This is a genomic window from Aquimarina sp. U1-2 (genome assembly GCF_017897595.1).
In the GTDB taxonomy this organism is placed as follows: domain Bacteria; phylum Bacteroidota; class Bacteroidia; order Flavobacteriales; family Flavobacteriaceae; genus Aquimarina.
This window is the reverse complement of the sequence record NZ_JAGKIK010000002.1, coordinates 424,085-447,173: the sequence shown is the minus strand read 5'-3', so window position 1 is coordinate 447,173 and position 23,089 is coordinate 424,085. Positions and strand designations below refer to the sequence as shown.

Genomic DNA, 23,089 nt, shown 5'->3' with positions numbered 1-23,089 from the left:
TATAGTATTTTAATAATGAAAGACATACTTACAGATACTTTTGGTAGAAAACACAACTATTTACGCATTTCACTTACAGAAAGGTGTAATCTGCGTTGCACCTATTGTATGCCTGCAGAAGGCATTCAATTGTCTCCAAAAGAACACATTATGACGTATGAAGAGATTTATACGATTGCCAAAAAGTTTGTTGATCTAGGGGTTACCAAAATTCGGCTAACAGGAGGAGAACCGCTGGTTCGAAAAGATGTTTCACAGATCTTAGAGCAATTAGCTTTACTACCTGTGCAACTTACCTTAACGACCAACGGAATTATGGTAGACCGCTTTATTGATCTGTTTAAAAAATGTAAGATCAAATCACTTAATGTAAGTCTGGATTCCCTAAAGGCAGAAAAAAATAGAAAAATCACCAGAAGATCTTATTTTGAAAAAGTATACCAAAATATTTTGCTACTTATTCGAGAAGGTTTTACCGTTAAAATTAACTGTGTATTGATGAAGGGTTTTAATGATGATGAAATTATTGACTTCATTAAGCTCACCAAAGAACATCCAATACAAGTTCGGTTTATAGAATTTATGCCTTTTGATGGAAATCGCTGGAAAATGGATCAAATGGTTTCTCTGCAAGACATACTTCAAAGAGTAACTACTCATTTTGACCAAAAAAATTGCATTAAACAACAAGATGCCTTAAATGACACGACTAAATCTTATCGCATAAAAGGGTATCAAGGTACATTTGCCATTATAAGTTCTGTCACCAATCCATTTTGCGATGGTTGTAACAGAATTCGCTTAACCGCTAACGGACAGATTAAAAATTGTTTATTCTCGTCAAAGGAGTCAGATATCTTAACTCCGTTGCGACAAGGACACTCCATAACTTCAATTATTGAGCATGCCATACAAAGTAAATTTAAAGTTCGTAGTGGCATGGATACTATAGATAAATTCAAACAAACCGATGCACATAATAACCGAAGCATGATTACCATAGGAGGATAAGTTCACGTGGCTACCCTATATTCGAATTAACTGATAAATATCATAGTAATTCTTGCATCTCTACACTACTTTTAAAATCTACAATGGTAGTTAATAAATTGAGATGTACTGATCTTAGGTAGTTTACGATAATGAAGAATGTTTTACTTCCCACCGACTTCTCTGACAATGCTAAAAACGCAATGAACTATGCGATGGAGTTTTTTAAAAACGAAACCTGCACTTTTTATATGCTACATATTCATAAATCATCTCATTACATCACAGATGATCTTATGACTGCACCTACCAGTTCTTCGGTACACGAATCTGTGATAAGTGTGTTTAAGAAAAAATTAACCACGGTCACCAACGAACTAAAATCTGCATATGCTAAAGAAAGATACGCTTTTCATACCATTATTGATTATGATGATTTTGTTGACGCAATAAAACAAACCATTGCATCCAAAGACATACACCTTATTGTGATGGGAACCAATGGTGCTACAGGAGCGATAGAGGTCGTTTTTGGAAGTAATACACTCAATGTCATTAAAAAAGTAAGTTGCCCGGTAATCGCTGTCCCTCAAGGGTATAAGTTTAAAAAGCCTAAAACAATTCTGTATGCAATAGATAAAACCGATCGTTTTCATAGCGAGGGTATAGCACCCCTATACGATACCATATCCAGATACAAAGCTTCACTGCGAATAGTAACCATTAAAGAGGATGATACTATTACCGTTGCCGATTTTGATGATAAAAAGCAAATGAAAGCATTTTTTAAAGATGTTAATCATAGTTTTCATTCTATTATCAACATTCCGACAGCATTAGCTATTCATAGTTTCGTTCAGATTATGGATATCGATCTAACCGCAATGTTTATCAAAAGAGAAACGTTTATGGAACGTTTTTTTATTGGGACAGAAACCTCAAAAATTAGTTATGGTACACGAGTCCCTCTTTTAATTATGCATAGCTAACATTTATCTTATCTTCTATTTTGGGAATTTAATGTAACGTTAACCACATTCATATAAAATACCTTTGTAAAGTTATCGTTTACAATCTGTCGTATGTTTAACTAGACACAAACAATATCGAGAATAACATTTTTTTGGCTGTAGCGCTAAAACTTGAGGTCGTTATGAAACGAATAGTAACAAATTTTAAAAATTACTTCACGGGGTGGAGCGTTAAAAAAATGTTTAGTAAAAATTTTTAGCGAACAAGCCAGATGGCACGCAGGATTTAAAATTTTTAATATGAGAGCGTAGCGGTTGTATACATTCTCAACCTGCCTGCCAGCAAGGTAGGTTTTTTTATTATTTATTTTTCAAACAATTAAAAGATTCAAACGTATGAAATACTCATGTGTCATCTAAACTAAAAGAAGTTAATCGTTAGACCTTAAGTCGTAGTTTCTACTAGTCAGAATCATATAATATTGCAAATGAGGTTAGAGTTTGAAAACTAATTGCCTTATTTTTGAAAAAAATCATAAATCCATAGTTTTTTAATAATGAACTGGTTTAAACTTTTTTGATTTAGGCAGGACCGACCGATAGGAAGGTGCCAGATGGTGCGATTGCGAAAGGTTTTGTGCTTAGATGAAGTAATTTTTTACTTGCATAGCAGCGCTACGGAAGTTAAAAATTATAAAATAGAAGTGCAAAACAGCATTTTTTTAGCAAATTAAAAAAGTTTAAACCAGTTCAATAATTTGCTGAAGCTTTAAAAAAAGAAAATATGAAGATAGAACAAATGTACACAGGTTGTCTGGCACAAGGCGCTTATTATATTGAAAGTAACGGTGAAGTGGCTATAGTAGACCCATTAAGAGAGATTGAACCCTACATTGAAAAAGCTAATGAGGATCATGCCAAAATAAAGTACATTTTTGAAACTCATTTTCATGCCGATTTTGTAAGTGGCCATGTTACATTGGCAAAAGAAACTGATGCTGATATTATATTTGGCCCCTTGGCAAATCCCACTTTTGACGCTATTATAGCCACAGATGGGCAAGAATTTAAATTGGGCAATATCACAATAATCGCATTACATACTCCCGGTCATACGATGGAAAGTACAACATATCTTCTTAGAGATAAAAACGGTAAAGATCATGCTATTTTTAGTGGGGATACCTTATTTTTGGGTGACGTAGGTCGACCTGATCTCGCTCAAAAAGCAGCACATATGACGCAAGAAGAATTGGCTGAAACGCTTTTTGATAGTTTACGCAATAAGATTATGCCTTTGGCAGATGATGTGATTGTTTATCCCGCCCATGGTGCAGGTTCTGCATGTGGTAAAAATATGATGAAAGAAACTGTAGATTCTCTAGGTAATCAAAAAAAAATGAATTATGCGCTTCGTGAAGATATGACCAAAGAAGAATTCGTTAAAGAAGTAACCGATGGTTTATTACCACCACCTTTATATTTTCCTCTCAATGTTAAAATGAACAAAGAGGGGTATAAAGATATTGACAAGGTTATAGAACAAGGAACAAAGCCATTATCTCCGACAGAATTTGAAAAACTTGCGAATGATACTGGCGCTGTGGTACTAGATGTAAGGCATCAAAAAGATTATGTAAAAGGTCACATCCCCAGATCCATTTTTATTGGGATAGATGGTAGTTTTGCCCCTTGGGTTGGTGCTTTAATTGCCAACGTACAACAACCTATCCTACTTATAGCGCCCGAAGGCCGAATTGAAGAAACGATTACCAGATTATCTCGAGTTGGATTCGACAATACATTAGGCTACCTGAAGGGTGGTTTTGATGCCTGGAAAAATGCTGGTAAAGAGTACGACACTATTACTTCTATAACTGCATCTGAATTGAAAGATGTGATAGATAAAAAAGAAACTATTGTATTTGATGTACGTAAAGAAGGTGAGTTTACTGCCGAACATATGGATGCAGCATATAATACTCCCTTAGACTATATCAATGAGTACTTATCTGAATTTCCTGAAGACAAAACATTTTATTTGCATTGTGCAGGAGGATATCGCTCGGTTATTGCCGCTTCTATTTTAAAAAGTCGCGGTATTCATAACCTTATTGATATAGCCGGTGGTTTTAAGGACATAAAAGAAGTAGGAATTAAAACCACTAATAACGTATGCCCTAATACGCTTAAATGAACGTCATCATGGGTATTTAATTGAATTTTGATAATTAAGTAAGTTCATTCTCGGTGTGCTCTTTTCGATCCCAGCAGTTGATCGTATGAAATGTGGTTTCAGCGATATTAGAGAGTGCTTCTTGCGTAGCAAATGCCTGATGCGGAGTCAGCAGTACATTAGGTAGGTCAATAAGTTTTTGCAATACATCGTCTTTGAGTGCATTGTTAGAATGATTATAGAAAAATACCCCTTCCTCTTTCTCATAAACATCTGTTCCATAAGCATATATCTTTTTTGCTTCTAATGCGGTAAGGATATCTTGGGTATGTACAAGCGCGCCTCTAGCGATATTTATCAAGATAACATGAGGATGCATTTGCGCTATAGCATGTTTATCAATAATATAGTGCGTTTGAGTGGTTAGTGGAACGCAAAGAAAAATGATATCAGAGTTTTTATAGATATCATGCAAAGAAACGTATTGAGCATCGTAAGTAGTTATCAAATTTTGATCTTCCTGCACATCGTTACATAATATCTTACATCCAAATCCATGAAGAATGCTAACAATAACCTTACCTATTTTCCCTGTTCCAATAATTCCGACAGTTTTTTGGTTTAGATCTGACCCAACAAGAGCACTCAGAGAAAAGTTGTGGGCATTTACCATCTCGTTGGATGCTATTAATTTGCGCTTAATTGCCAGCAGCAAACCTATCGCATGTTCTGCAATAGCATAGGGAGCATATCCCGAGGCATTGGCTACCCGCAACCCCAGGATTTTTGCCTTCATGATGTTAACATTATCATACCCTGTAGCCCTAATTGTGATATAACGCACCCCAAAGTCTTTTAATCGTTCTAAAACCAAAGAAGATGCATCATCGGCAGAAAAGATAGAAACCACTTCGAACCCAATGGCTATGTGGGCTGTTTTTAATGTAAGCCTTTTATCACTATACGTAACATGATGTTTTTCTTGATTAGCTTTCTCTAGAAATGGAATTTCAAAATCTTTGGCACTATAAATTAGTATTTTCATACGTTTAAATCTTTTTAATTGTTTGGAAACGAAATAATTAAAAAATTGAGAACGTATGTAAGCGCTACGCTCTCACATTAAAAATTTTAAACATTCCCTTTTGTGAAGTAATTTTTAAAATTTATTAATGCTCGTTTCATCTGTCTGCTCTTCAATAATTAAAAGTTGTTGTTCTTCAAGTGCCCAAATCAATACGTTGACATAATCACTTACTGCTTTTTTAATATTTTCGGGTTCTGTGATATCTATAGATCCTCTCCAGATAAGCTCTCTTTCTTTTTCAGGACAAATGCAATAAAGCGAAGACTCTGCATGAAAAATTTGATAGGCTTCATAATACTCTTTGTCATAATATATTTCTTGGTTCTTATAATAATCATCTTTAAACCTTTTGAAGGTTTTATCCAGGTTTCTATATGCCTTAACTACAGTTACTTTATCTTCTACTCCTAACACTTTAGATAGCAATATTGCGTCAAAGCCTGCTTCTAAAAGACTACCTTCTAGCGCTATTAATTCTTCTTCCGATTTTTGCGATGCTGTAAAATTTTTTTCAAAAAACTCAAAACTCCTAACGGCATTTACGTGTTTTCTTTTTAGCGCTGCCACTAGTTTTCGTTCAAATGTTCTTCGATGATCATCTTCTGGAGTTATCCCAATAACCAAAACCTTTTGTGCTTCAAAAGTATCAATATCCGGATGCTTCCAATTCTCGACCAATTCGCTAGAAATACAGCTAGACAGTAGCCCTATAATAAGCAATGAGCATATACCTAATTTGTTCATTTTTAGTTACGTTTATTGTATTAGTTTATTCAATTTTTCTATTACGATACCAGAGTACTTAGGTGTTTTTTCCATAATAGATTCGCCAGATATTACATCGACATCTTTTAATGCGATATTACTACTACCAACTGTAGAAAGAATGATTAGCTTATCCAATTGATTTGGATGATTTTTAATAAATTTTTTAACATTTTTAGGAGGGCTTCCATACTCCCATGAGTTTATAATTACTACAGCATCCCATTTTTTAATAGTTACCGTAAACAGGGTATACACATCTATCACTTTAAAATAAATACTATCGTGTTGATAATGCGTAATAATACTTTGTACTAGTGAATCCTTAAATCTGCTTCCTTGTGATGCAATCAAAACTTTGGTTTGTAGATGTGGATCATTAATTTCAAAAGGAATTACGGTATCCATAGCATATGTATATTCATACCAAACCCAAAAAATGGCAAATAGTAGGATTAAAGATAATGCGGCGATTTTTATAGTTTTTCTAATCAAAACATACGTAATTAGCAGGTTGTACTTGATTATTGAGATCTAAAAGGTACAGGACTTCCCTAAAAATTAAAACTAGTTTCTAACTGGATGCCTTTTGGGCGTACCCATAGGTAGTTTATTCTTTTTCCTGGTTTTTTTTCAAAACACTACCTGTATACTTGAAAATTTTAGATTTTAATTCTCTAAAGTCTTGATTGCATTTTGAATATCGATCACCCAACAATTCATGTGTATTAAAATATGCATCATCGTAGGCAATAGTATCATAGGCTAATCGGTTACCCAATTCATTTTCATGCTTATTGATGCCTTGAAGTAGCTGCTGTAGACTTTCTTCAACTTTTATTACTTGTCTTAAGTATTCCTGCAAACGTTCAAAAAGATTAGGGGTCGAAGATTCAAATGCAGAAGATTTTAGAAGTAATTTAATAAAATCAATGTCTTCTTTAATAAGAGAAACACCAGATTTCCATGTGAATATATTAAAATGCACTTCCTTCCATTTTTTTTCTGCTGTAGTTTCTATTTTAGCTGCCATGGTGTATGATGATGTTTCGTTAAACCTATTTGGCGTCTGACCTAAATTTAGAGTATTACCTTTAGCGTTTAAAGAACGATTGTTTAAAACACGATCTAATCATTTGAAATAATCACGTATCAAAGCCTTTGTTTGATTTTCGGTCATGCTATCTGCCTTGTACACGCCTGTTGTCTTGGTGTAGAGATGGGTATTATTCTCTTTTAATTCTTTTTGAAACTTTTTAGCCGCTTCTGCAGGACCAAACAGGGCTATTTTATGTGCGTCTTTGATATGAGGAATTATTTTTGAAAAGTAAACTTTAAATTGGTTTTTTTCGCGTTCCAAATATCTACTGTCTTGAACTACATCTTGAGGCCCTCCTTTAAGCCTGGTTCCTGAACCGCCATGTATGCGAAAATTTTCGATATCTGATTGAATCACTGTCATGTCGGTAGTATCTTCTGTCAATGTGATGATGAAGGCTTTTTCTTTATCCATCCAAATCCCTATATTTTTCATAGCACAGTGTTTTAACCCGGGTTTAATTTCTAATGTTATGCAATGCCAGTACAGGTACTTTTGCGTATCGACCTAAGTTTTTTACCATTGGTCTTGAAAATATGCTTCCAAAGAAGCTATGCTTTCTATTAAAAAAAGCAATTAGATCACTATCTCTGCTTTCGACAAAGCAACGTACGGCTGAAGATGCGTCTAGGCTATACAATGTGTGTATAGAATGTGTTAACCCATCAAAATATTCTTGAAGCCGTTTTTTATTGTTCTCTTGCAATTCGTTAAGTGCTTCTCCGTTTGATGCATATAAGATCCGGATTGCAGCGTTACTGATTTTAGTAATTTCAATAATATCTAAAAGTTCACGCTTTTTAAAGCTCATTCTAAAGTTGGTCGGAAACACGATTTCTTCTAAACCCTCATAAACGGCATCTTCTGGGATCGCCATTACTGGGCAATTTCTGGATTTTTCCATGATGGTTACGGTGTTGCTGCCAAAAACAACATCTAGTGCATCAGTAATGCCTTTGGTGCCCATCATGATCATTTGTATATCCTCTTTATCCACTATATCTTTTATAGCTTCTAAGAGACTATTGAATTGAGAAACCATATAAAATTCGTGATTATTATGCTCATCCTTGAAAGTTAAGCGCTCTAGTATTTTAGATAAGCCTTGTTCTGATCTGGCTTTGGCCTCTTCATATAACCTTTCACCAGGTTCTGGAACCATCATACTTTCAAGAGCGTATCCCGTAGCATTAAAAGCATTGAGAATGTAAAAGTCACATTTTTGATCCTTATACAACGCCGTTGCGTATTGTATCGCATTCCATGCATTTTTTGAAAAATCTGTGGGCAACACTATTTTTTTTCTCATCACGTTACGTTTTAATTTTGCTAAGTAAGTCACTTCAAGGTCTACTCAAATTTGGATATAAATCTGAGTCCTTCTACTTCTTGATTATCGCGTAAATTTAAAAGGATACTGTTGCTAAAACTATGATAATTATCAGCTAGCTGAAGGTATTACTAAAAACGGTATTGTGGCTTCAAATCCTATTTTTTTGACTACTGGTTCGCGAGTAATAGTATCAAAAAAACCATGCTTATGCCTAAACATAGTTAGCAGGTCTATTTTCATGGTCTCTAAAAACGTTTTGATTACCTCAGTTTTTTGATCAAACTTTGATACCCAGTGCAAACTATACGTATACTCTTCGAGATATTTTTTAAACCTTTTAAAATGAAGCTCTTGTGTTCTGCTTAGTTTTTCATTTTCATAAATATGTAATACGCTAATGTGAGATTTGAACATCGCCGCAATCTCTAAAAATGGTACTAATTCGTCTAAGCTATAGTCACGTTTAAAATCTGTAGTAAGTGCTATTTCCTTGGGTATTTTAAAATCATGCTCATCTGGCACAGCCAATACTGCACAGCCTTCAATCTTCTTTGTTACGCTAACGGTATTGCTCCCTATAAAAACTTCTTTGACTCCGCTAGCTCCCTTCGTTCCCATCACTACAAGGTCTATCTTTTTATTTTTTATAGTCTTATTAATTGTTGTTGTTAACTCTTTTGAAACCGAAATCATCTCAAAAGAATGGTTGTAATCTTCTGTATCTCTTCGAATACGATAAAGTGATTCTCTTAACTTTTCTTGCGATTGACTATATAATTGCCGAAACAAAAGCTTTCCTTTATTCGTGTCTATTCTACTAGTTAATAAAGGTGTATTTACTTTGAATGTATGCAAAAGCAAAAATTCACAATCTTCATTTTGAAATAATCGTGTAGCGTACAGAAGTGCGCTATATACATTATGTGAAAAATCTGTAGGAACGAGTATCCGCTTCATGATATACATTTATCGATTAAAAACATAAAACTAAATGCTAATGATGAAAAGATCTATGACAATGCTCAGTTCTTAACAGAAGGAATCACTAGAAAAGGAATATTCGTATGATATGCAATTTGATGAATTACAGGCCTAAACAATAGATTTTCAAAAAACGAATGTTGATTGTGAATCATAATTAACAAGTTGACTTTGTATTTCTTCCGAAACTCTTCTAGGGCCTCAATCACGTCAACTTCTTCTTCAATATGAAAAATAGCCGTATTTTCTTTAAAGTAATCACTTAAAAATTCTTTGATCTCTTTTTGAGTATCCCGAAGAGGTATACCATAGTATGCATTTAAAATATTCAATCTAGATGTATAAGCATCACAAATCTCTTTAATAAGTGAAAGATATGTATTGTTTTTACTTAGCTTATAATCGGTTGGAAATAAAACATCTAAAGGCTCTTCAAATTCATACCCAGAGGGTATTGCTAAAACAGGAATTTTAACTTTCTTGATGGTATACATCGTATGCGTACCGATAAATACCTCTTTTGCTCCAGTTGCACCTTTTGTACCCATCACAATTAGGTCGATAGCATACTTTTCTACCGCCACTTTGATTTCACCCACCAGCGTATTGAATGATGCTAGCTTTTTAAAGGTATGTTTAGGATTGTCAAATTCGTTTTTGATTTTTTCTTCTGTTCGCTCCAGCTCTTTTTTTGAATTCATCATGGCTACATCTTCTAGACCATACATGGTAGGGTTTTCGATAAGATAGCCTGCATGATAAGAGACCGGTGTAAACGTATTTAGTATATAAAAAGTTGTAGTATTATTTTTGAAAAAATGCATAGCATAACGAATAGCATTAAATGCATTTTCTGAAAAGTCGGTAGGTAATAAAATTCGTTTCATACGTTTAAATCTTTTTAATTGTTTGGAAACGAAATAATTAAAAAATTGAGAACGTATGTAAGCGCTACGCTCTCACATTAAAAATTTTAAACACTCCCTTTTGTGAAGTAATTTTTAAAATTTATTAATGCTCGTTTCATCTGTTTATTTTATTGTTTTTTTATGGTCAGACCTTCCTGCCTAGAGGCTGTAGGCGGGGGGAATTGCCATATAATTATATCCGTGGGTATCATCTTCATTGTTACAACTAATTTCATGATCACCTTTCTTAATATCGTTGTAAGTTTTGCATTGTTAAAAATGGGATTTTAACATGCAAACCAATTTTATCAATAGTCGATTGATATAACATGTGCTCTAGATAAGAATGTCGTGAGTTCACCATGACCAAGAAATCTATGTGATTAAGTGCTATAAATTCGTTAATCATTTGTGTAAGATCTGTAGCATCAACACTGATAAACTTAAGTTCTATATCTGGTAACGACCCTTGTAAAAACAATTTATTATCCTCTTGCCGAATCGATAACGTTTTGGCTTTTGTACTATGTAAAAAGTGAATACTCGACCTAAAACTTTTGGTAAGGGTACTTAATAATTTTAATTCTCGTCGTTTAAAAGGCAATAAGTAGTCTGTAGGAAAAAGTATACGTTTTGGGCGCTTGTAGGTGAAGCTACTTGGGATAGCCAAAACCGGGCATTTTACATATTTTAGCACCTGCAAGGTATTGCTTCCGAAAGTTAAATGTTTGTCATTCGTTTTTCCTCTCGTTCCCATAATAACGATGTCTATATTTTCTTTATCAACAAGATCGTTAGTTTCATCAACAAGGGATCCAAATATAGAAAGTGCTTGATAGGTATGTCTAGGGTTAGGTGATATTTCTTCGATCTGTTCAACGATGTCTTCAAGTTGCTTTTCAGAGTTTTTATGAACGGTCTCCTTCAATTTTTCAAAAGAATCTCTTGATGCGCTTGTAGTGTGGTCGTATATTTCATCTGCAAATGCATTAATTATATAAACATCACATTTTTCGTACTTAAAGAGTTCTAATGCATAGCGTACCGCATTCATTGCATTCTCTGAAAAATCTGTAGGTATTACTATTTTTCTCATCAAAAAGTATTTGAAACTTGGTATCCAAATCTATATATACTTATTATGTAAAACTATGATTTTTATCAGGACCACCATATGAACGGTAACGATTTGTAACACTTGTTTTTAAATATGACAAATGTCATTCATTAACCAATCATACTTTGTCACCTTTGTAGTAAAACTATGGTGTCTATGATAGCGTCTACTTGTTTTCACTGCGGAAATGATTGTGGTAAAACAACGATAAGCTTTGATCAAAAAACATTCTGCTGCCATGGCTGTAAAACCGTATATGATATTTTTTCGAGTCATAATTTATCCTCTTATTATGACTTACAATCTGCTCCTGGAGCCATTCCTAAAAAAATTGAAGGAAAATACGATTATCTCGATACTCCTGATATTATTGAAAGATTAACCGAGTTTGATAACAATCATACTCAAATTACAACGCTTTATATCCCCCATATACATTGTAGCTCGTGCATATGGATATTAGAGAATTTGCATAAACTAGAATCTGCGATCACGGTCTCTCAAGTTAATTTTCCGAAGAAAACACTGAGAATAACCTACAATAAAGAGCATATTTCTCTCAAAAAAGTGGTATTACTATTAAACACTATAGGATATGATCCCTACATTAGTTTGGATGACTATTCGATCAAAACCACCAAAACGAACCGAAATTTGATATACAAACTCGGTGTTGCCGGTTTCGCTTTTGGTAACGTTATGTTTTTGTCTTTCCCCGAGTATTTTGAAGTACAAGAATATTGGTTAGAACAGTACAAGCATGTTTTTAGGTGGCTCATGTTTATCTTTTCACTACCTGTAGTTGGCTATGCAGCTCAGGATTATTTTATTTCCGCTTATAAAGGGTTACGCGCGCGATTACTCAATATAGATGTGCCGATTGCTCTAGGTATTTTGGTACTTTTTATAAGAAGTACAACCGAAATCATATTTGACCTGGGAACTGGTTTTTTTGATAGTCTTACCGGATTGGTATTTTTTTTGTTACTCGGAAAATTTTTTCAGCAAAAAACCTATTCCTTTCTATCCTTTGAAAGAGATTATAAATCATACTTTCCTATCGCGGTGACAAAAGTCAATACAGAAAAACACAATAATCAAAGATCTGAGAAAAATATACAAGTATACGATATTAAAAAAGGGGATCGACTTTTGATTAGAAATGAAGAATTAATACCAGTAGATGCTGTTCTATTAGAAGGTTGTGCTCAGATTGATTACAGTTTTGTGACTGGTGAAAGCGAATCTATTCATAAAACCCCGGGTGAAAAACTGTTTGCAGGAGGAAGACAAGTATCTGGAGCCATAGAAATTGAAGCATTAAAATCTGTTACACAAAGTTATCTAACTCAATTATGGAGCAATAATGTGTTTACCAAAAATAAATCAGCCTCTTTCACCAACCTAACCGATACCATAAGCAAATATTTTACAATTACAATACTATGTATAGCCCTTACAGCTACTACATTCTGGTTATTTTACGACAGTTCACAAGCAATTCATGTTTTTACAGCAGTTCTTATCATCGCTTGTCCTTGCGCACTAGCCCTGGCAAGACCTTTTGCACTAGGCAATATTCTTAGAATTTTTGGAAAAAGAAAATTTTATCTCAAAAATGCCGATGTGATCGAGCAATTGGCAAAAGCGAATACCATCATTTTTGATAAGACGGGCACCATAACTACTTCACAAAAAAGCACGATAACATATCAGGGGTTACCATTATCTAGGCAGGAAGAAGCACTACTTAAAAACACACTTAGAGCTTCGAACCACCCGTTAAGCAGGTCGCTTTATAAAATTCTTTCTGAACATGATATATATATTTTAGACGAATTTGATGAACACACCGGAGAAGGTATTGAAGGAAAACGCGAACAACATACCATTAAAGTTGGATCATCAGGTTTTGTACGAAAAAAAATAGATTCAGATGCTATGAATACCGCCGTACACATAAGTGCAGATGATACATATAAAGGACGATATATTTTTAATAATTCATACAGAAAAGGGATTTCCGAAGTATTTAAAGCCTTATCACAAATCTATTCGTTATCTATTTTGTCGGGAGACAATTCAAGCGAAAAAAAGTACTTACAAAAAGTGTTGCCTAAGCACACTGACCTACTATTTCGGCAAAAACCCAAAGATAAGCTCAATTATATTGATGCATTGCAACAACGAGGAAAAAATGTTGTGATGATTGGAGATGGCTTAAACGATGCCGGAGCACTAGCGCAAAGTGATGTGGGAATTGCCATATCAGAAAATGTGAACGTATTCTCACCTGCTTGTGATGCCATTCTAGATGCCTCTCAATTCAAAAATATATCCAATTATTTCAAGATCTCAAAAAGTACTATGAAAATCATTTCCTCTAGTTTTGTGTTTTCATTTTTATATAATATCATAGGGCTATACTTTGCCGTTACCGGTCAGTTGTCGCCCTTGATAGCTGCTATACTTATGCCATTAAGTTCTATTTCTATTATAGTATACGTTACTTTGCTAACGAATTTTTTATGCAGAAAATTGAAGGTAGAACAATGAACATTCGAGAAAATCATAATCCCATGGAGCATTTTCAACAATGGTTCTACGAGGTAGACACAGCGCATCCTGAAGACGAGGCAAATGCTATGCTATTCACTACAGTTGGAGAAGATGGGTTTCCAAAAAGTAGAATCGTATTATTAAAAAAGTTTACTTGGGAAGGTTTTATTTTTTTCACGAATTATCATAGTGAAAAGGGAAAAGCAATAGCCTATACGAACAACGTATGCATTTCATTTAATTGGATGACTTCGGGTCGTCAAATTATGATTGAGGGAAAAGCAGAAAAAATAGCCAAAAATATGGCCGAAGGATATTTTGAATCCAGACCCAAAGGTAGTCAACTAAGTGCTTGGGCTTCACAACAAAGCCAAATAATCGCCTCACGCGATGTCCTTGACAACCAATTGAAAAAGTATGCCAAAACATTTAATAATACTTCGGTTCCCAAACCCGAACATTGGGGCGGCTACATTATCAAACCATTGAAAATGTCATTTACAGAAAAAGATAGCAAAAATAATATCTACAAATCTACCCTGTATTCTTTACTATCCAACTACTCATGGACGAGAACAACCTTTTTTGAGTATATATAAAACCTGACAAATATCATTTTTTAAGAAAATATTCACACATACATTTGAGGCGTAAACAAAAAAAGTATGGGTGTCATTTATGTACTCTTAACGATAAGTATTGTCGTTGCGATACTCTTTTTTATAGGCTTTATCATTTCGGTAAAAAACGGTCAGTACGACGACATGTACACTCCTTCAATACGAATTCTTTTTGAGGATGAATTGGTGAAAGAACGTAAAAACACCCCTTCAAAAAGCACCAATAGTAAACAATCTTAATATGGAAATAGAACAATTCTATTACGATAATAACATCGTAAAAAAATTCTTGTACGCCACACTGCTTTGGGGAATTGTAGGGATGTCTGTAGGGCTATTACTGGCATTCATGTTTTTATTCCCCAATCTTACCGATGGCATATCCTGGTTAAGTTTTGGTAGATTGAGACCCTTACATACCAATGCTGTTATTTTTGCTTTTGTTGGTAACGCCATTTATGCCGGTGTCTATTACTCTACCCAACGTTTGCTTAAAGCGCGAATGTTTAGCGACACCCTTAGTGCTATTAATTTTTGGGGATGGCAATTAATTATTGTAGGCGCTGCAATCACACTCCCTTTAGGATTTACAACTTCAAAAGAATATGCAGAGCTCGAATGGCCTTTTGATATTGCTATCGCTATCATTTGGGTAGTTTTTGGCTGGAATCTCATCGGGACTATTCTAAAAAGAAGACAACGACACCTATATGTTGCCATTTGGTTTTACCTGGCTACCGTAGTTACTGTTGCCGTTCTTCATATTTTTAACAGTCTAGAGCTTCCGGTAAGTGCTTTAAAAAGTTATTCAGTGTATGCCGGGGTTCAAGATGCATTGGTACAATGGTGGTATGGTCATAACGCAGTAGCATTTTTCTTAACTACACCCTTTCTAGGTTTGATGTATTATTTTATTCCGAAGGCAGCAAATCGCCCGGTATATTCGTACCGGTTATCAATTGTACACTTTTGGTCTCTCATATTTATTTATATCTGGGCGGGACCGCATCACTTATTATATTCATCCCTGCCAGATTGGGCTCAAAACCTTGGTGTTGCCTTTTCGGTCATGCTAATAGCACCATCCTGGGGTGGAATGATTAATGGGTTACTTACGCTTCGTGGTGCCTGGGATAAAGTACGTACTGATCCCGTATTAAAATTTATGGTAGTGGCTATCACAGGATATGGTATGGCTACTTTTGAAGGACCTATGCTTTCCCTAAAAAATGTGAACGCCATTGCACACTTTAGCGATTGGGTTATTGCGCATGTTCATGTAGGTGCTTTGGCGTGGAATGGATTTTTAACTTTTGGGATGGTGTATTGGCTAGTGCCTAGATTGTGTAAAACCAAACTATGGTCGACGGGATTGGCGAATACTCATTTTTGGCTAGGCACTTTAGGAATAATCATGTATGCGCTGCCCATGTATGTTGCAGGTTTTGTACAAGCTTCTATGTGGAAACAATTTAATCCTGACGGAAGTTTGGTATATGGTAATTTCCTGGAGACTGTTAATGAAATTATCCCTATGTATTGGATGCGTGCTATTGGCGGAAGCATCTACATTATTGGGATTTTCGTAATGCTGTATAACGTAATAAAAACAGTAAAAAATGGTAGTACTGTAAGTGATGAATTGGCTGAAGCTGCACCCCTTACAAAAGTGACACCACATAGAACTTCAAAAGAGGGATATCACACCTGGCTAGAAAGAAGGCCGGTAAAACTTACCATTTTTGCTACCATCGCCATTCTAATAGGAGGAGCTGTACAAATCATTCCTACATTGATGGTTGATTCTAATATTCCTACCATAACCAGTGTTAAACCGTATACACCACTAGAATTAGAAGGTAGAGATCTCTATATCAGAGAAAGCTGTGTTTCTTGTCATTCGCAGATGATACGACCCTTTAGAAGTGAAGTAGAGCGTTACGGAGCGTATTCTAAAGCAGGAGAATATGTATATGATCATCCATTTCTATGGGGAAGCAAACGTACCGGACCAGATTTGATGCGTGTCGGCGGAAAATATTCAGATAACTGGCACCTCAACCATTTTTATGACCCGCAAAGTACTTCTTCGGGATCTATCATGCCAAGTTATAAATGGCTCATAGCAAATGAACTTGATCGCTCTCAAACCGAGACAAAAATGAAAGCAATGGTAGCATTGGGTGTTCCTTACACTCCAGAAGAAATTGCCCGCGCTCAACAATGGATGGATGAGCAGGCTACTCAGATTGAAAAAAATCTATATACCGATCCTGATTTCGCGAAAACCTATGAAGCCGATAAAAAATATGCCCAAGAAAACGGATTGTCTTTTATTGAAATGAGAAATCGAGAAGTGATTGCCTTGATAGCCTATATCCAACGATTAGGAACCGATATTAAGGTCAAAGACGATATTGTAGAAAATGAAAAGTAACGTAATTCTAATTTGATTCATAAATCTCCTCTCCCCCAAGGGAGAAGATTAAGGTGAGGGTGTTTACTATGACTCACCTGATCCTAAATCAAGCCCTGTCTCATTTATTGCTATTGCAATGTCGATCGAGCTGAAGGAATCACAAATAGCTACTAAAAGAATAAAATCATGCTAAAATTTGTAAAAGGACATATGGAAAGTATTGAAGGTATTGAAGTTTATCCTGTGATTTCATTACTCATTTTTTTCATCTTTTTTGCAGTACTGTTCTGGTGGGTACTCACAGCAAAAAAAGAACACATCAAAACGGTAAGTAATATTCCACTAGACACTGAAAATCATATTTAATTATGAGAAGTACCGCATCCTACATACGTATTATTTTATTTTTATGTATCACCTACGTACTATTAGAAGCAACCGTAGCATCAGGTGATCAATCTGCTTTTATAGCACAACCATTAACCTGGCTGGTTTTAGGAATGGTATTTCTCTTTATGATAGCCATAGAAATCAGTTTGGAGGCCTTAAAAAATATTTTGTTTCGCTCTTTAAAACCTGAGGCACAAGAACGATATCTTCTTACAGCAAAAATTAAGAAAGAAAAACAATTTAAATGGATTAAAGACACTTATGCTAAACTAGTAGATAGCAAACCGGTTGCCGAAGAAGAGGATATCATACTCGATCATAATTATGATGGTATTAAAGAACTAGATAATAATCTACCACCCTGGTGGGTATATGGTTTTTATGCAACGATCGTATTCGCAGTGATCTATTTGGCTCGTTTTCACGTTTTCAATGATTATACGCAAACCGAAGAATACAAAACCGAAGTAGCACAGGCTCAAATTGCTATCGAAGCCTATAAAAAGACGGCTAAAAATCTGGTTGATATCAATACCGTGGCATTGCTTACAGATGCCGCTGATATAAGTGCAGGGAAAGCTATTTTTACCGCCAATTGCGTAGCCTGTCACAAGGCAGATGGTGGTGGGGGTATTGGACCTAATCTTACTGATGACTATTGGATTTTAGGAGGTGGAATTAAAAATGTTTTTCAAACTATTTCTGAAGGAGGAAGAGATGGAAAAGGGATGGTAGCCTGGAAACAGACTTTGAAACCTATTGAAATGGCTCAGGTAGCCAGTTATGTACTCACTTTGGTAGGTACTACACCCGCAGCTCCTAAGGAGCCCCAGGGCGAACTATGGGTAGATCCAGATGCGCTCCCAAAAGAAGTGCCTAAGAATGATGAAACCCCCAAAACAGTGTCAGATTCGACAGCTGTGGTAGTAGTTGAGTAATTACAAAAATGATAGGATATCCTCTCCCTCGCGGGAGAAGATTAAGGTGAGGGTGTTTAGCATGAAAATCTCCTCATCCTAAATCCCAGCTTTGTCTCGTTAATTTCTATGGTATAGTCTGTGTTGAACGCGCTTTATATATTAGAAAATCTATTTTAAATTGGAAACACCAACGAATGAAAAATTTAGAGATTCAATAGCTACTGTAAATGCAGAAGGCAAGCGAGCTTGGATCTACCCTAAACAACCCAATGGTATATTTTACGAATATCGAAAATGGGTAAGCTATGGTTTATTAATCTTTCTTTTTGCGGCACCTTTTATAAAGGTAAATGGCAACCAGTTCTTACTTTTTAACATTCTGGAACGGAGGTTTACTATTTTTGGTGCTCCTTTTTGGCCACAAGATTTTCACTTATTTGTCATTTCTATGATCATAGGGGTCATCTTTATTACCTTATTTACCGTTGCTTTTGGCAGATTGTTTTGTGGATGGATATGCCCCCAGACTATTTTTATGGAAATGGTCTTTCGGCGAATAGAGTACTGGATCGAAGGGGATCGAGGAAAACAAATTCGGCTAGACAAACAACCCTGGAACGTCGAAAAAATCAAGAAGAGAATGATAAAATGGATTATCTTTTTTATCATCTCTTTTCTCATCGCCAATGTTTTTTTAGCGTATCTGATAGGTAGCGATACCTTGATTCAATATATCTTTATAGAGGGTCCTTTTGAGCATGTAAGCACTTTAATTTCACTACTCATTTTTACTGCAGTTTTCTATTTTGTATTTGCTTGGTTTAGGGAACAGGTATGTATCATTGCCTGTCCGTATGGTAGGTTACAGGGAGTATTACTGGATTCAAAATCAATTGTTGTCGCATACGATTACAAACGAGGAGAAAAAGAAACAGGAAGGGCAAAGTTCAAAAAAAATGAGGACCGCTCTGTAACCGGAAAAGGAGATTGTATTGATTGCTTTCAGTGCGTTCACGTTTGCCCTACGGGAATTGATATTCGCAATGGTACACAACTAGAATGTGTGAATTGTACCGCATGTATCGATGCATGTGATCATATCATGTCAAGTGTTAATCTTCCGAAAGGGTTGATACGATATGCAAGTGAAGAAAATATTGCTAACAAAGCAAAGTTCACATTTACCCCCAGATTGAAAGGCTACAGTGCTGTGCTTACTATTCTTACCGGTGTTTTAATTGGTATGCTGTTTCTAAGAAACGATGTAGAAGCTAATATCCTTAGGTTACCGGGACAACTTTATGAAAGAAAAGAAAATAATGTGATAAGTAATGTATATACATTTAAACTGATAAATAAAACGACGAATGATATTAAAGATGTGTACTTTACATTATTATCACACAAGGGAACCATCGAATTGGTTACTCATCAAAACTTTACGGTGCCTAAACAAGGTTTGGCAGAGGGGACATTATTTGTAGAAATCAACGCTGCAACGCTAAATAGCGATAAGAATAAAGTAAAAATAGGGGTTTACAGCAATAATAAGTTGATTGAAACCACTACAGCAGCATTTTTAGGCCCTAGAAGTTATCGGTAGCATGTGCGTATGTAAGCACGCTTCGCTTTGAGATGACTAGCACTTTAGATTATCGTACATAGAATGTGTAGATTTTAAAAAAAAAATGGATTTTCAATAATTTAGAATTTTACTGATGAACTAAAAATCAAACTTAAAAATTAAAAAATTTAATACGAATATCCGTAATTTAAACTAAACGGTTTGCGTCAAGTTGAATACTGAAACGAGTTCAGCACAGGCTCGTTTCAGCTTCTCATCTCAATGTACTGAAAATACACTTAATGAGATCCTGAAATGAATTCAGGATGACTTCTCAGTTAAATTTTAGGTATAATAACGGACAATCAAAAAATTAATGAAAGAGGTAGTAATCAAGCCTTCTAAAAATAGGAAAACTCATCTCTTAAAAACTCAAAAAACAAAACCTATGAAAATAAACTGGGGCACATCTATTGTACTTGTATTTATAGGGTTTATCTCTTTTGTCATGTACTTTGTAGTAAAAATGAATATGCACGATAAGTACCAGCATGATCTGGTGACCAAAGAGTATTATAAAAAAGAACTGAATTTTCAGCAAGAAATGAATGCTGAAAAAAATGCAAGAGCCTTAAAACATAAGGTTGCTATTCAAAAACTACCCCAGGGTATACTTGTTACCTTTCCAGAAGATAAAGATTATGTCACGATTTCAGGAACTATTTACATGTACAGGCCGTCAGATCAACAACTGGATTTTCAAATTCCTATTGCACTTGAACATCATAAGTTTTTGATCCCCGATGAATATATTGTAGAAGGACGCTGGGATATCACCGTAGATTGGACATACCAAAACACCCCTTACCTCTTAAAAGAATCTATAATTTATTAAACCCGGATTATGCATTATAAAATCTATTACGGCTTGATATACCTTCAAAAACAAACGCTGCGCTGTATTTTTCAATTTCACCGTAGCCCTTCGACTCCGCTCAGGGTAAACTGCTATGCTAAAATTGAGAAAACACTTGTTTTTATTGGCATTTCAACCCTCATTACGAAATTCTAATACATAGTCCGGGTTAAATGTTGTTATCTGCTATACTATTAGGACTGTTTGGTAGTTTTCATTGTGTCGGGATGTGTGGCCCTATTGCGTTTATGCTTCCTGTACATACCTCAAATTTGCTTCAAAAATCGTATCGAATAATGCTGTACCATATAGGAAGGTTATTTGCATATGGTACTTTAGGTTTGTTTTTTGGCTTGATAGGCAAAAGTTTAAACATTTTTGGATTACAACAAGGACTTTCTATCGCTATCGGGGCGTTGATGATTCTTACGGTTTTGATACCCTTTTCATCGCTATTACATTATTCGGCCTCCAAAACTGTCTATGCTATAATTTCGAAGATCAAAAATTCTCTAGGCAAAACCCTTAAAAAGAAAAGTCCTGATACATTTTTAACGATAGGCTTTTTAAATGGTTTTTTACCTTGCGGACTAGTTTATGTTGCCATTTTTGGTGCTATTGCCTCTGCAGGCATGCTACAAAGTAGTTTGTACATGATTTTTTTTGGGTTAGGAACCATTCCATTAATGACCATTACTGTATATGCCGGTAATTTTTTGTCTTCAAAAACAAGAAAGTATATTCAAAAAATAGTACCTGTTGTGGTTGTTTTGATGGGGCTACTTTTTATGATAAGAGGCATGGGGCTGGGTATTCCATATATTTCCCCAAAACCAGTGGTAGAAATTATATCTGCAGATTTTGAATGCCATCAATAATCGAATTTTTACACAGTCATAGAAAACACTTGCTTTTCTGGATGTTTATAATGTAAACGAAGATCAAAAGCCATGCATATATTACGAATAAATGGTCGACCTTTTTCTGTTACTTTAATCAACGTATCGGTAATAATTAATAGTCCGTCTTTTTGCATTCCTTCTAGACGATCAAGCACTTTGGGGAGCTCACAAAAGTAATCCTTTTTCGTGGTCCACCCTGTTTCAAAATGACACATTAGATTGAGTATATGCCGTCTAATAATTTCGTCTTTTTTTGTTAATACATGTCCGCGGTATACAGGAATAATTCCTTCATTAATCAGATGTATATATTCTTCTATCCCTTTTACATTTTGCGCAAAACCATACCAACTATCACTTATAGAAGAAGCTCCCAAGCCAATCATCATTTGTGTTTTGGATGCCGTATATCCCATAAAATTGCGATGAAGTTTCTTCGCTTTCATAGCGCGGTACAATGTATCTTTTTTCAATGCAAAATGATCCATTCCTATTGCTACATATCCAGCTTCTGTTAATAAATTCTTTCCTGTTTCATATTGTTTCCTTTTTTGTAATGCAGTAGGCAGATTGGATTTTTCAAAACCTCGTTGGCCATTTCCTTTTAACCAAGGAACATGAGCATAACTGTAAAATGCAATACGATCAGGAAGCAAATCCTTCGTTTTCCTAATAGTATTTATAACCGTGTCTTCGGTCTGGAAGGGCAATCCAAAAATGATATCATGCCCTACCGAGGTATACCCTACTGCTCGTGCTGTTTCAGTAATTTTCTTAACAGTTTCATAAGATTGTACTCGGTTAATAGCTTTTTGAACAGTGCTATCATAGTCCTGTACACCAAAACTTACTCTTCGAAATCCTACATTATATAATGCTTGCAGATGAGCCTGAGTAGTATTACAAGGATGCCCCTCGAAACTAAACTCACAACAATCAGATCGCTTTGCATGATGAAAAATGCCTTCAATTAATCGCAATAGATGCTCTGGAGAGAAAAATGTTGGTGTTCCGCCTCCCAAATGAAGTTCTTTAATCTTTGGTTTACTGTCTAGTAATGTACAGTACAACTGCCATTCTTTTAGTAATGCGTCGATGTATGGCCTTTCAACATCATGTTGTTTGGTCACTCTTTTGTGGCACCCGCAGAATGTACACAAACTCTCACAAAACGGTAAGTGAATATATAGGCTTATACCTTCCGTTTTGTTACTTTGATCGAAAGAGTTTTTCACCAAAAATTTCCAATTCTTTAAAGAGAAGGAAGTGTTATCCCAATAGGGTACTGTAGGATAACTTGTATATCTTGGACCGGGAACATTGTATTTATCAGTTAGCGTAGTACACATATTTTAATTTATTTTTGTTGTTG

General features: G+C 35.2%; 22 protein-coding genes. 12 read left to right on the top strand and 10 right to left on the bottom strand.

Annotated elements, in window-relative coordinates:
* Window positions 1-6: 6 nt before the first annotated feature.
* The 3 genes from moaA (at window position 7) to J8281_RS04810 (ending at window position 4,158) form a co-directional block, all read left to right on the top strand.
* Window positions 7-1,011 (top strand): GTP 3',8-cyclase MoaA, encoded by a 1,005-nt coding sequence (moaA, locus tag J8281_RS04820; protein WP_371812584.1) that lies wholly within the window; start codon window positions 7-9, stop codon window positions 1,009-1,011.
* Between the two features lie 131 nt (window positions 1,012-1,142).
* Window positions 1,143-1,979: a universal stress protein gene (locus tag J8281_RS04815; RefSeq protein WP_210196454.1), complete on the top strand. Its 837-nt coding sequence runs from the start codon at window positions 1,143-1,145 to the stop codon at window positions 1,977-1,979.
* 766 nt (window positions 1,980-2,745) lie between these two features.
* Entirely contained in the window at window positions 2,746-4,158 is a 1,413-nt protein-coding gene (locus J8281_RS04810; protein WP_210196453.1) for a rhodanese-like domain-containing protein, read from the top strand.
* A gap of 34 nt (window positions 4,159-4,192) precedes the next feature.
* On the opposite strand, the gene J8281_RS04805 is transcribed toward J8281_RS04810, so the two are convergent.
* The 9 genes from J8281_RS04805 to J8281_RS04765 form a co-directional block, all read right to left on the bottom strand.
* Window positions 4,193-5,182, bottom strand: a complete 990-nt coding sequence (locus J8281_RS04805) for a 2-hydroxyacid dehydrogenase (RefSeq protein ID WP_210196452.1) — start codon at window positions 5,180-5,182, stop codon at window positions 4,193-4,195.
* Window positions 5,183-5,296: 114 nt separating this feature from the next.
* Window positions 5,297-5,968, bottom strand: a complete 672-nt coding sequence (locus tag J8281_RS04800) for a hypothetical protein (protein WP_210196451.1) — start codon at window positions 5,966-5,968, stop codon at window positions 5,297-5,299.
* Between the two features lie 12 nt (window positions 5,969-5,980).
* Window positions 5,981-6,484, bottom strand: a complete 504-nt coding sequence (locus tag J8281_RS04795; RefSeq protein ID WP_210196450.1) for a hypothetical protein — start codon at window positions 6,482-6,484, stop codon at window positions 5,981-5,983.
* Window positions 6,485-6,599: 115 nt separating this feature from the next.
* Entirely contained in the window at window positions 6,600-7,022 is a 423-nt protein-coding gene (locus tag J8281_RS04790; protein ID WP_210196449.1) for a hypothetical protein, read from the bottom strand.
* A gap of 99 nt (window positions 7,023-7,121) precedes the next feature.
* Entirely contained in the window at window positions 7,122-7,523 is a 402-nt protein-coding gene (locus J8281_RS04785; RefSeq protein ID WP_210196448.1) for a hypothetical protein, read from the bottom strand.
* A gap of 22 nt (window positions 7,524-7,545) precedes the next feature.
* Entirely contained in the window at window positions 7,546-8,397 is an 852-nt protein-coding gene (locus J8281_RS04780; protein ID WP_210196447.1) for a universal stress protein, read from the bottom strand.
* Between the two features lie 132 nt (window positions 8,398-8,529).
* Window positions 8,530-9,378 carry a universal stress protein gene (locus tag J8281_RS04775; protein WP_210196446.1) on the bottom strand — a complete coding sequence of 283 codons (849 nt, stop codon included), beginning with the start codon at window positions 9,376-9,378 and terminating at the stop codon, window positions 8,530-8,532.
* Between the two features lie 65 nt (window positions 9,379-9,443).
* Window positions 9,444-10,289, bottom strand: a complete 846-nt coding sequence (locus J8281_RS04770; protein WP_210196445.1) for a universal stress protein — start codon at window positions 10,287-10,289, stop codon at window positions 9,444-9,446.
* 268 nt (window positions 10,290-10,557) lie between these two features.
* Window positions 10,558-11,406, bottom strand: coding sequence for a universal stress protein (locus J8281_RS04765; RefSeq protein ID WP_210196444.1), 849 nt, complete (start codon window positions 11,404-11,406; stop codon window positions 10,558-10,560).
* 177 nt (window positions 11,407-11,583) lie between these two features.
* Here J8281_RS04765 and J8281_RS04760 point away from each other — a divergent pair, with 177 nt between their 5' ends.
* The 9 genes from J8281_RS04760 to J8281_RS04720 all read left to right on the top strand — a co-directional run bounded on the left by J8281_RS04760 (window position 11,584) and on the right by J8281_RS04720 (window position 21,693).
* Window positions 11,584-13,983, top strand: a complete 2,400-nt coding sequence (locus J8281_RS04760) for a heavy metal translocating P-type ATPase metal-binding domain-containing protein (RefSeq protein ID WP_210196443.1) — start codon at window positions 11,584-11,586, stop codon at window positions 13,981-13,983.
* Window positions 13,956-14,585 carry a pyridoxamine 5'-phosphate oxidase gene (pdxH, locus tag J8281_RS04755; RefSeq protein WP_210196442.1) on the top strand — a complete coding sequence of 210 codons (630 nt, stop codon included), beginning with the start codon at window positions 13,956-13,958 and terminating at the stop codon, window positions 14,583-14,585. The genes J8281_RS04760 and pdxH overlap by 28 nt, the downstream gene beginning before the upstream one ends.
* Before the next feature lie 66 nt (window positions 14,586-14,651).
* Window positions 14,652-14,846, top strand: coding sequence for a cbb3-type cytochrome oxidase assembly protein CcoS (ccoS, locus tag J8281_RS04750; RefSeq protein WP_210196441.1), 195 nt, complete (start codon window positions 14,652-14,654; stop codon window positions 14,844-14,846).
* Window position 14,847: 1 nt separating this feature from the next.
* Window positions 14,848-17,043, top strand: a complete 2,196-nt coding sequence (gene ccoN / locus J8281_RS04745) for a cytochrome-c oxidase, cbb3-type subunit I (protein ID WP_210196440.1) — start codon at window positions 14,848-14,850, stop codon at window positions 17,041-17,043.
* A gap of 168 nt (window positions 17,044-17,211) precedes the next feature.
* A complete protein-coding gene (locus J8281_RS04740; RefSeq protein WP_210196439.1) occupies window positions 17,212-17,391 on the top strand; it encodes a CcoQ/FixQ family Cbb3-type cytochrome c oxidase assembly chaperone in 180 nt (59 codons plus the stop codon).
* 2 nt (window positions 17,392-17,393) lie between these two features.
* On the top strand, window positions 17,394-18,353 hold the full coding sequence (locus J8281_RS04735) for a cbb3-type cytochrome c oxidase N-terminal domain-containing protein (RefSeq protein ID WP_210196438.1): 960 nt from the start codon (window positions 17,394-17,396) through the stop codon (window positions 18,351-18,353).
* A 160-nt stretch (window positions 18,354-18,513) separates the two neighbouring features.
* The gene (gene ccoG / locus J8281_RS04730) at window positions 18,514-19,938 is read left to right on the top strand and encodes a cytochrome c oxidase accessory protein CcoG (protein WP_210196437.1); all 1,425 of its coding nucleotides are present in this window, start codon (window positions 18,514-18,516) and stop codon (window positions 19,936-19,938) included.
* 409 nt (window positions 19,939-20,347) lie between these two features.
* Window positions 20,348-20,794: a FixH family protein gene (locus J8281_RS04725; RefSeq protein WP_210196436.1), complete on the top strand. Its 447-nt coding sequence runs from the start codon at window positions 20,348-20,350 to the stop codon at window positions 20,792-20,794.
* A gap of 194 nt (window positions 20,795-20,988) precedes the next feature.
* Complete coding sequence (locus J8281_RS04720; protein WP_210196435.1) at window positions 20,989-21,693, top strand: sulfite exporter TauE/SafE family protein; 705 nt, start codon at window positions 20,989-20,991, stop codon at window positions 21,691-21,693.
* A gap of 8 nt (window positions 21,694-21,701) precedes the next feature.
* Here the strand turns inward: J8281_RS04720 and hemN are convergent, their stop codons facing one another.
* A complete protein-coding gene (gene hemN, locus J8281_RS04715) occupies window positions 21,702-23,066 on the bottom strand; it encodes an oxygen-independent coproporphyrinogen III oxidase (protein WP_210196434.1) in 1,365 nt (454 codons plus the stop codon).
* Window positions 23,067-23,089 lie beyond the last annotated feature (23 nt).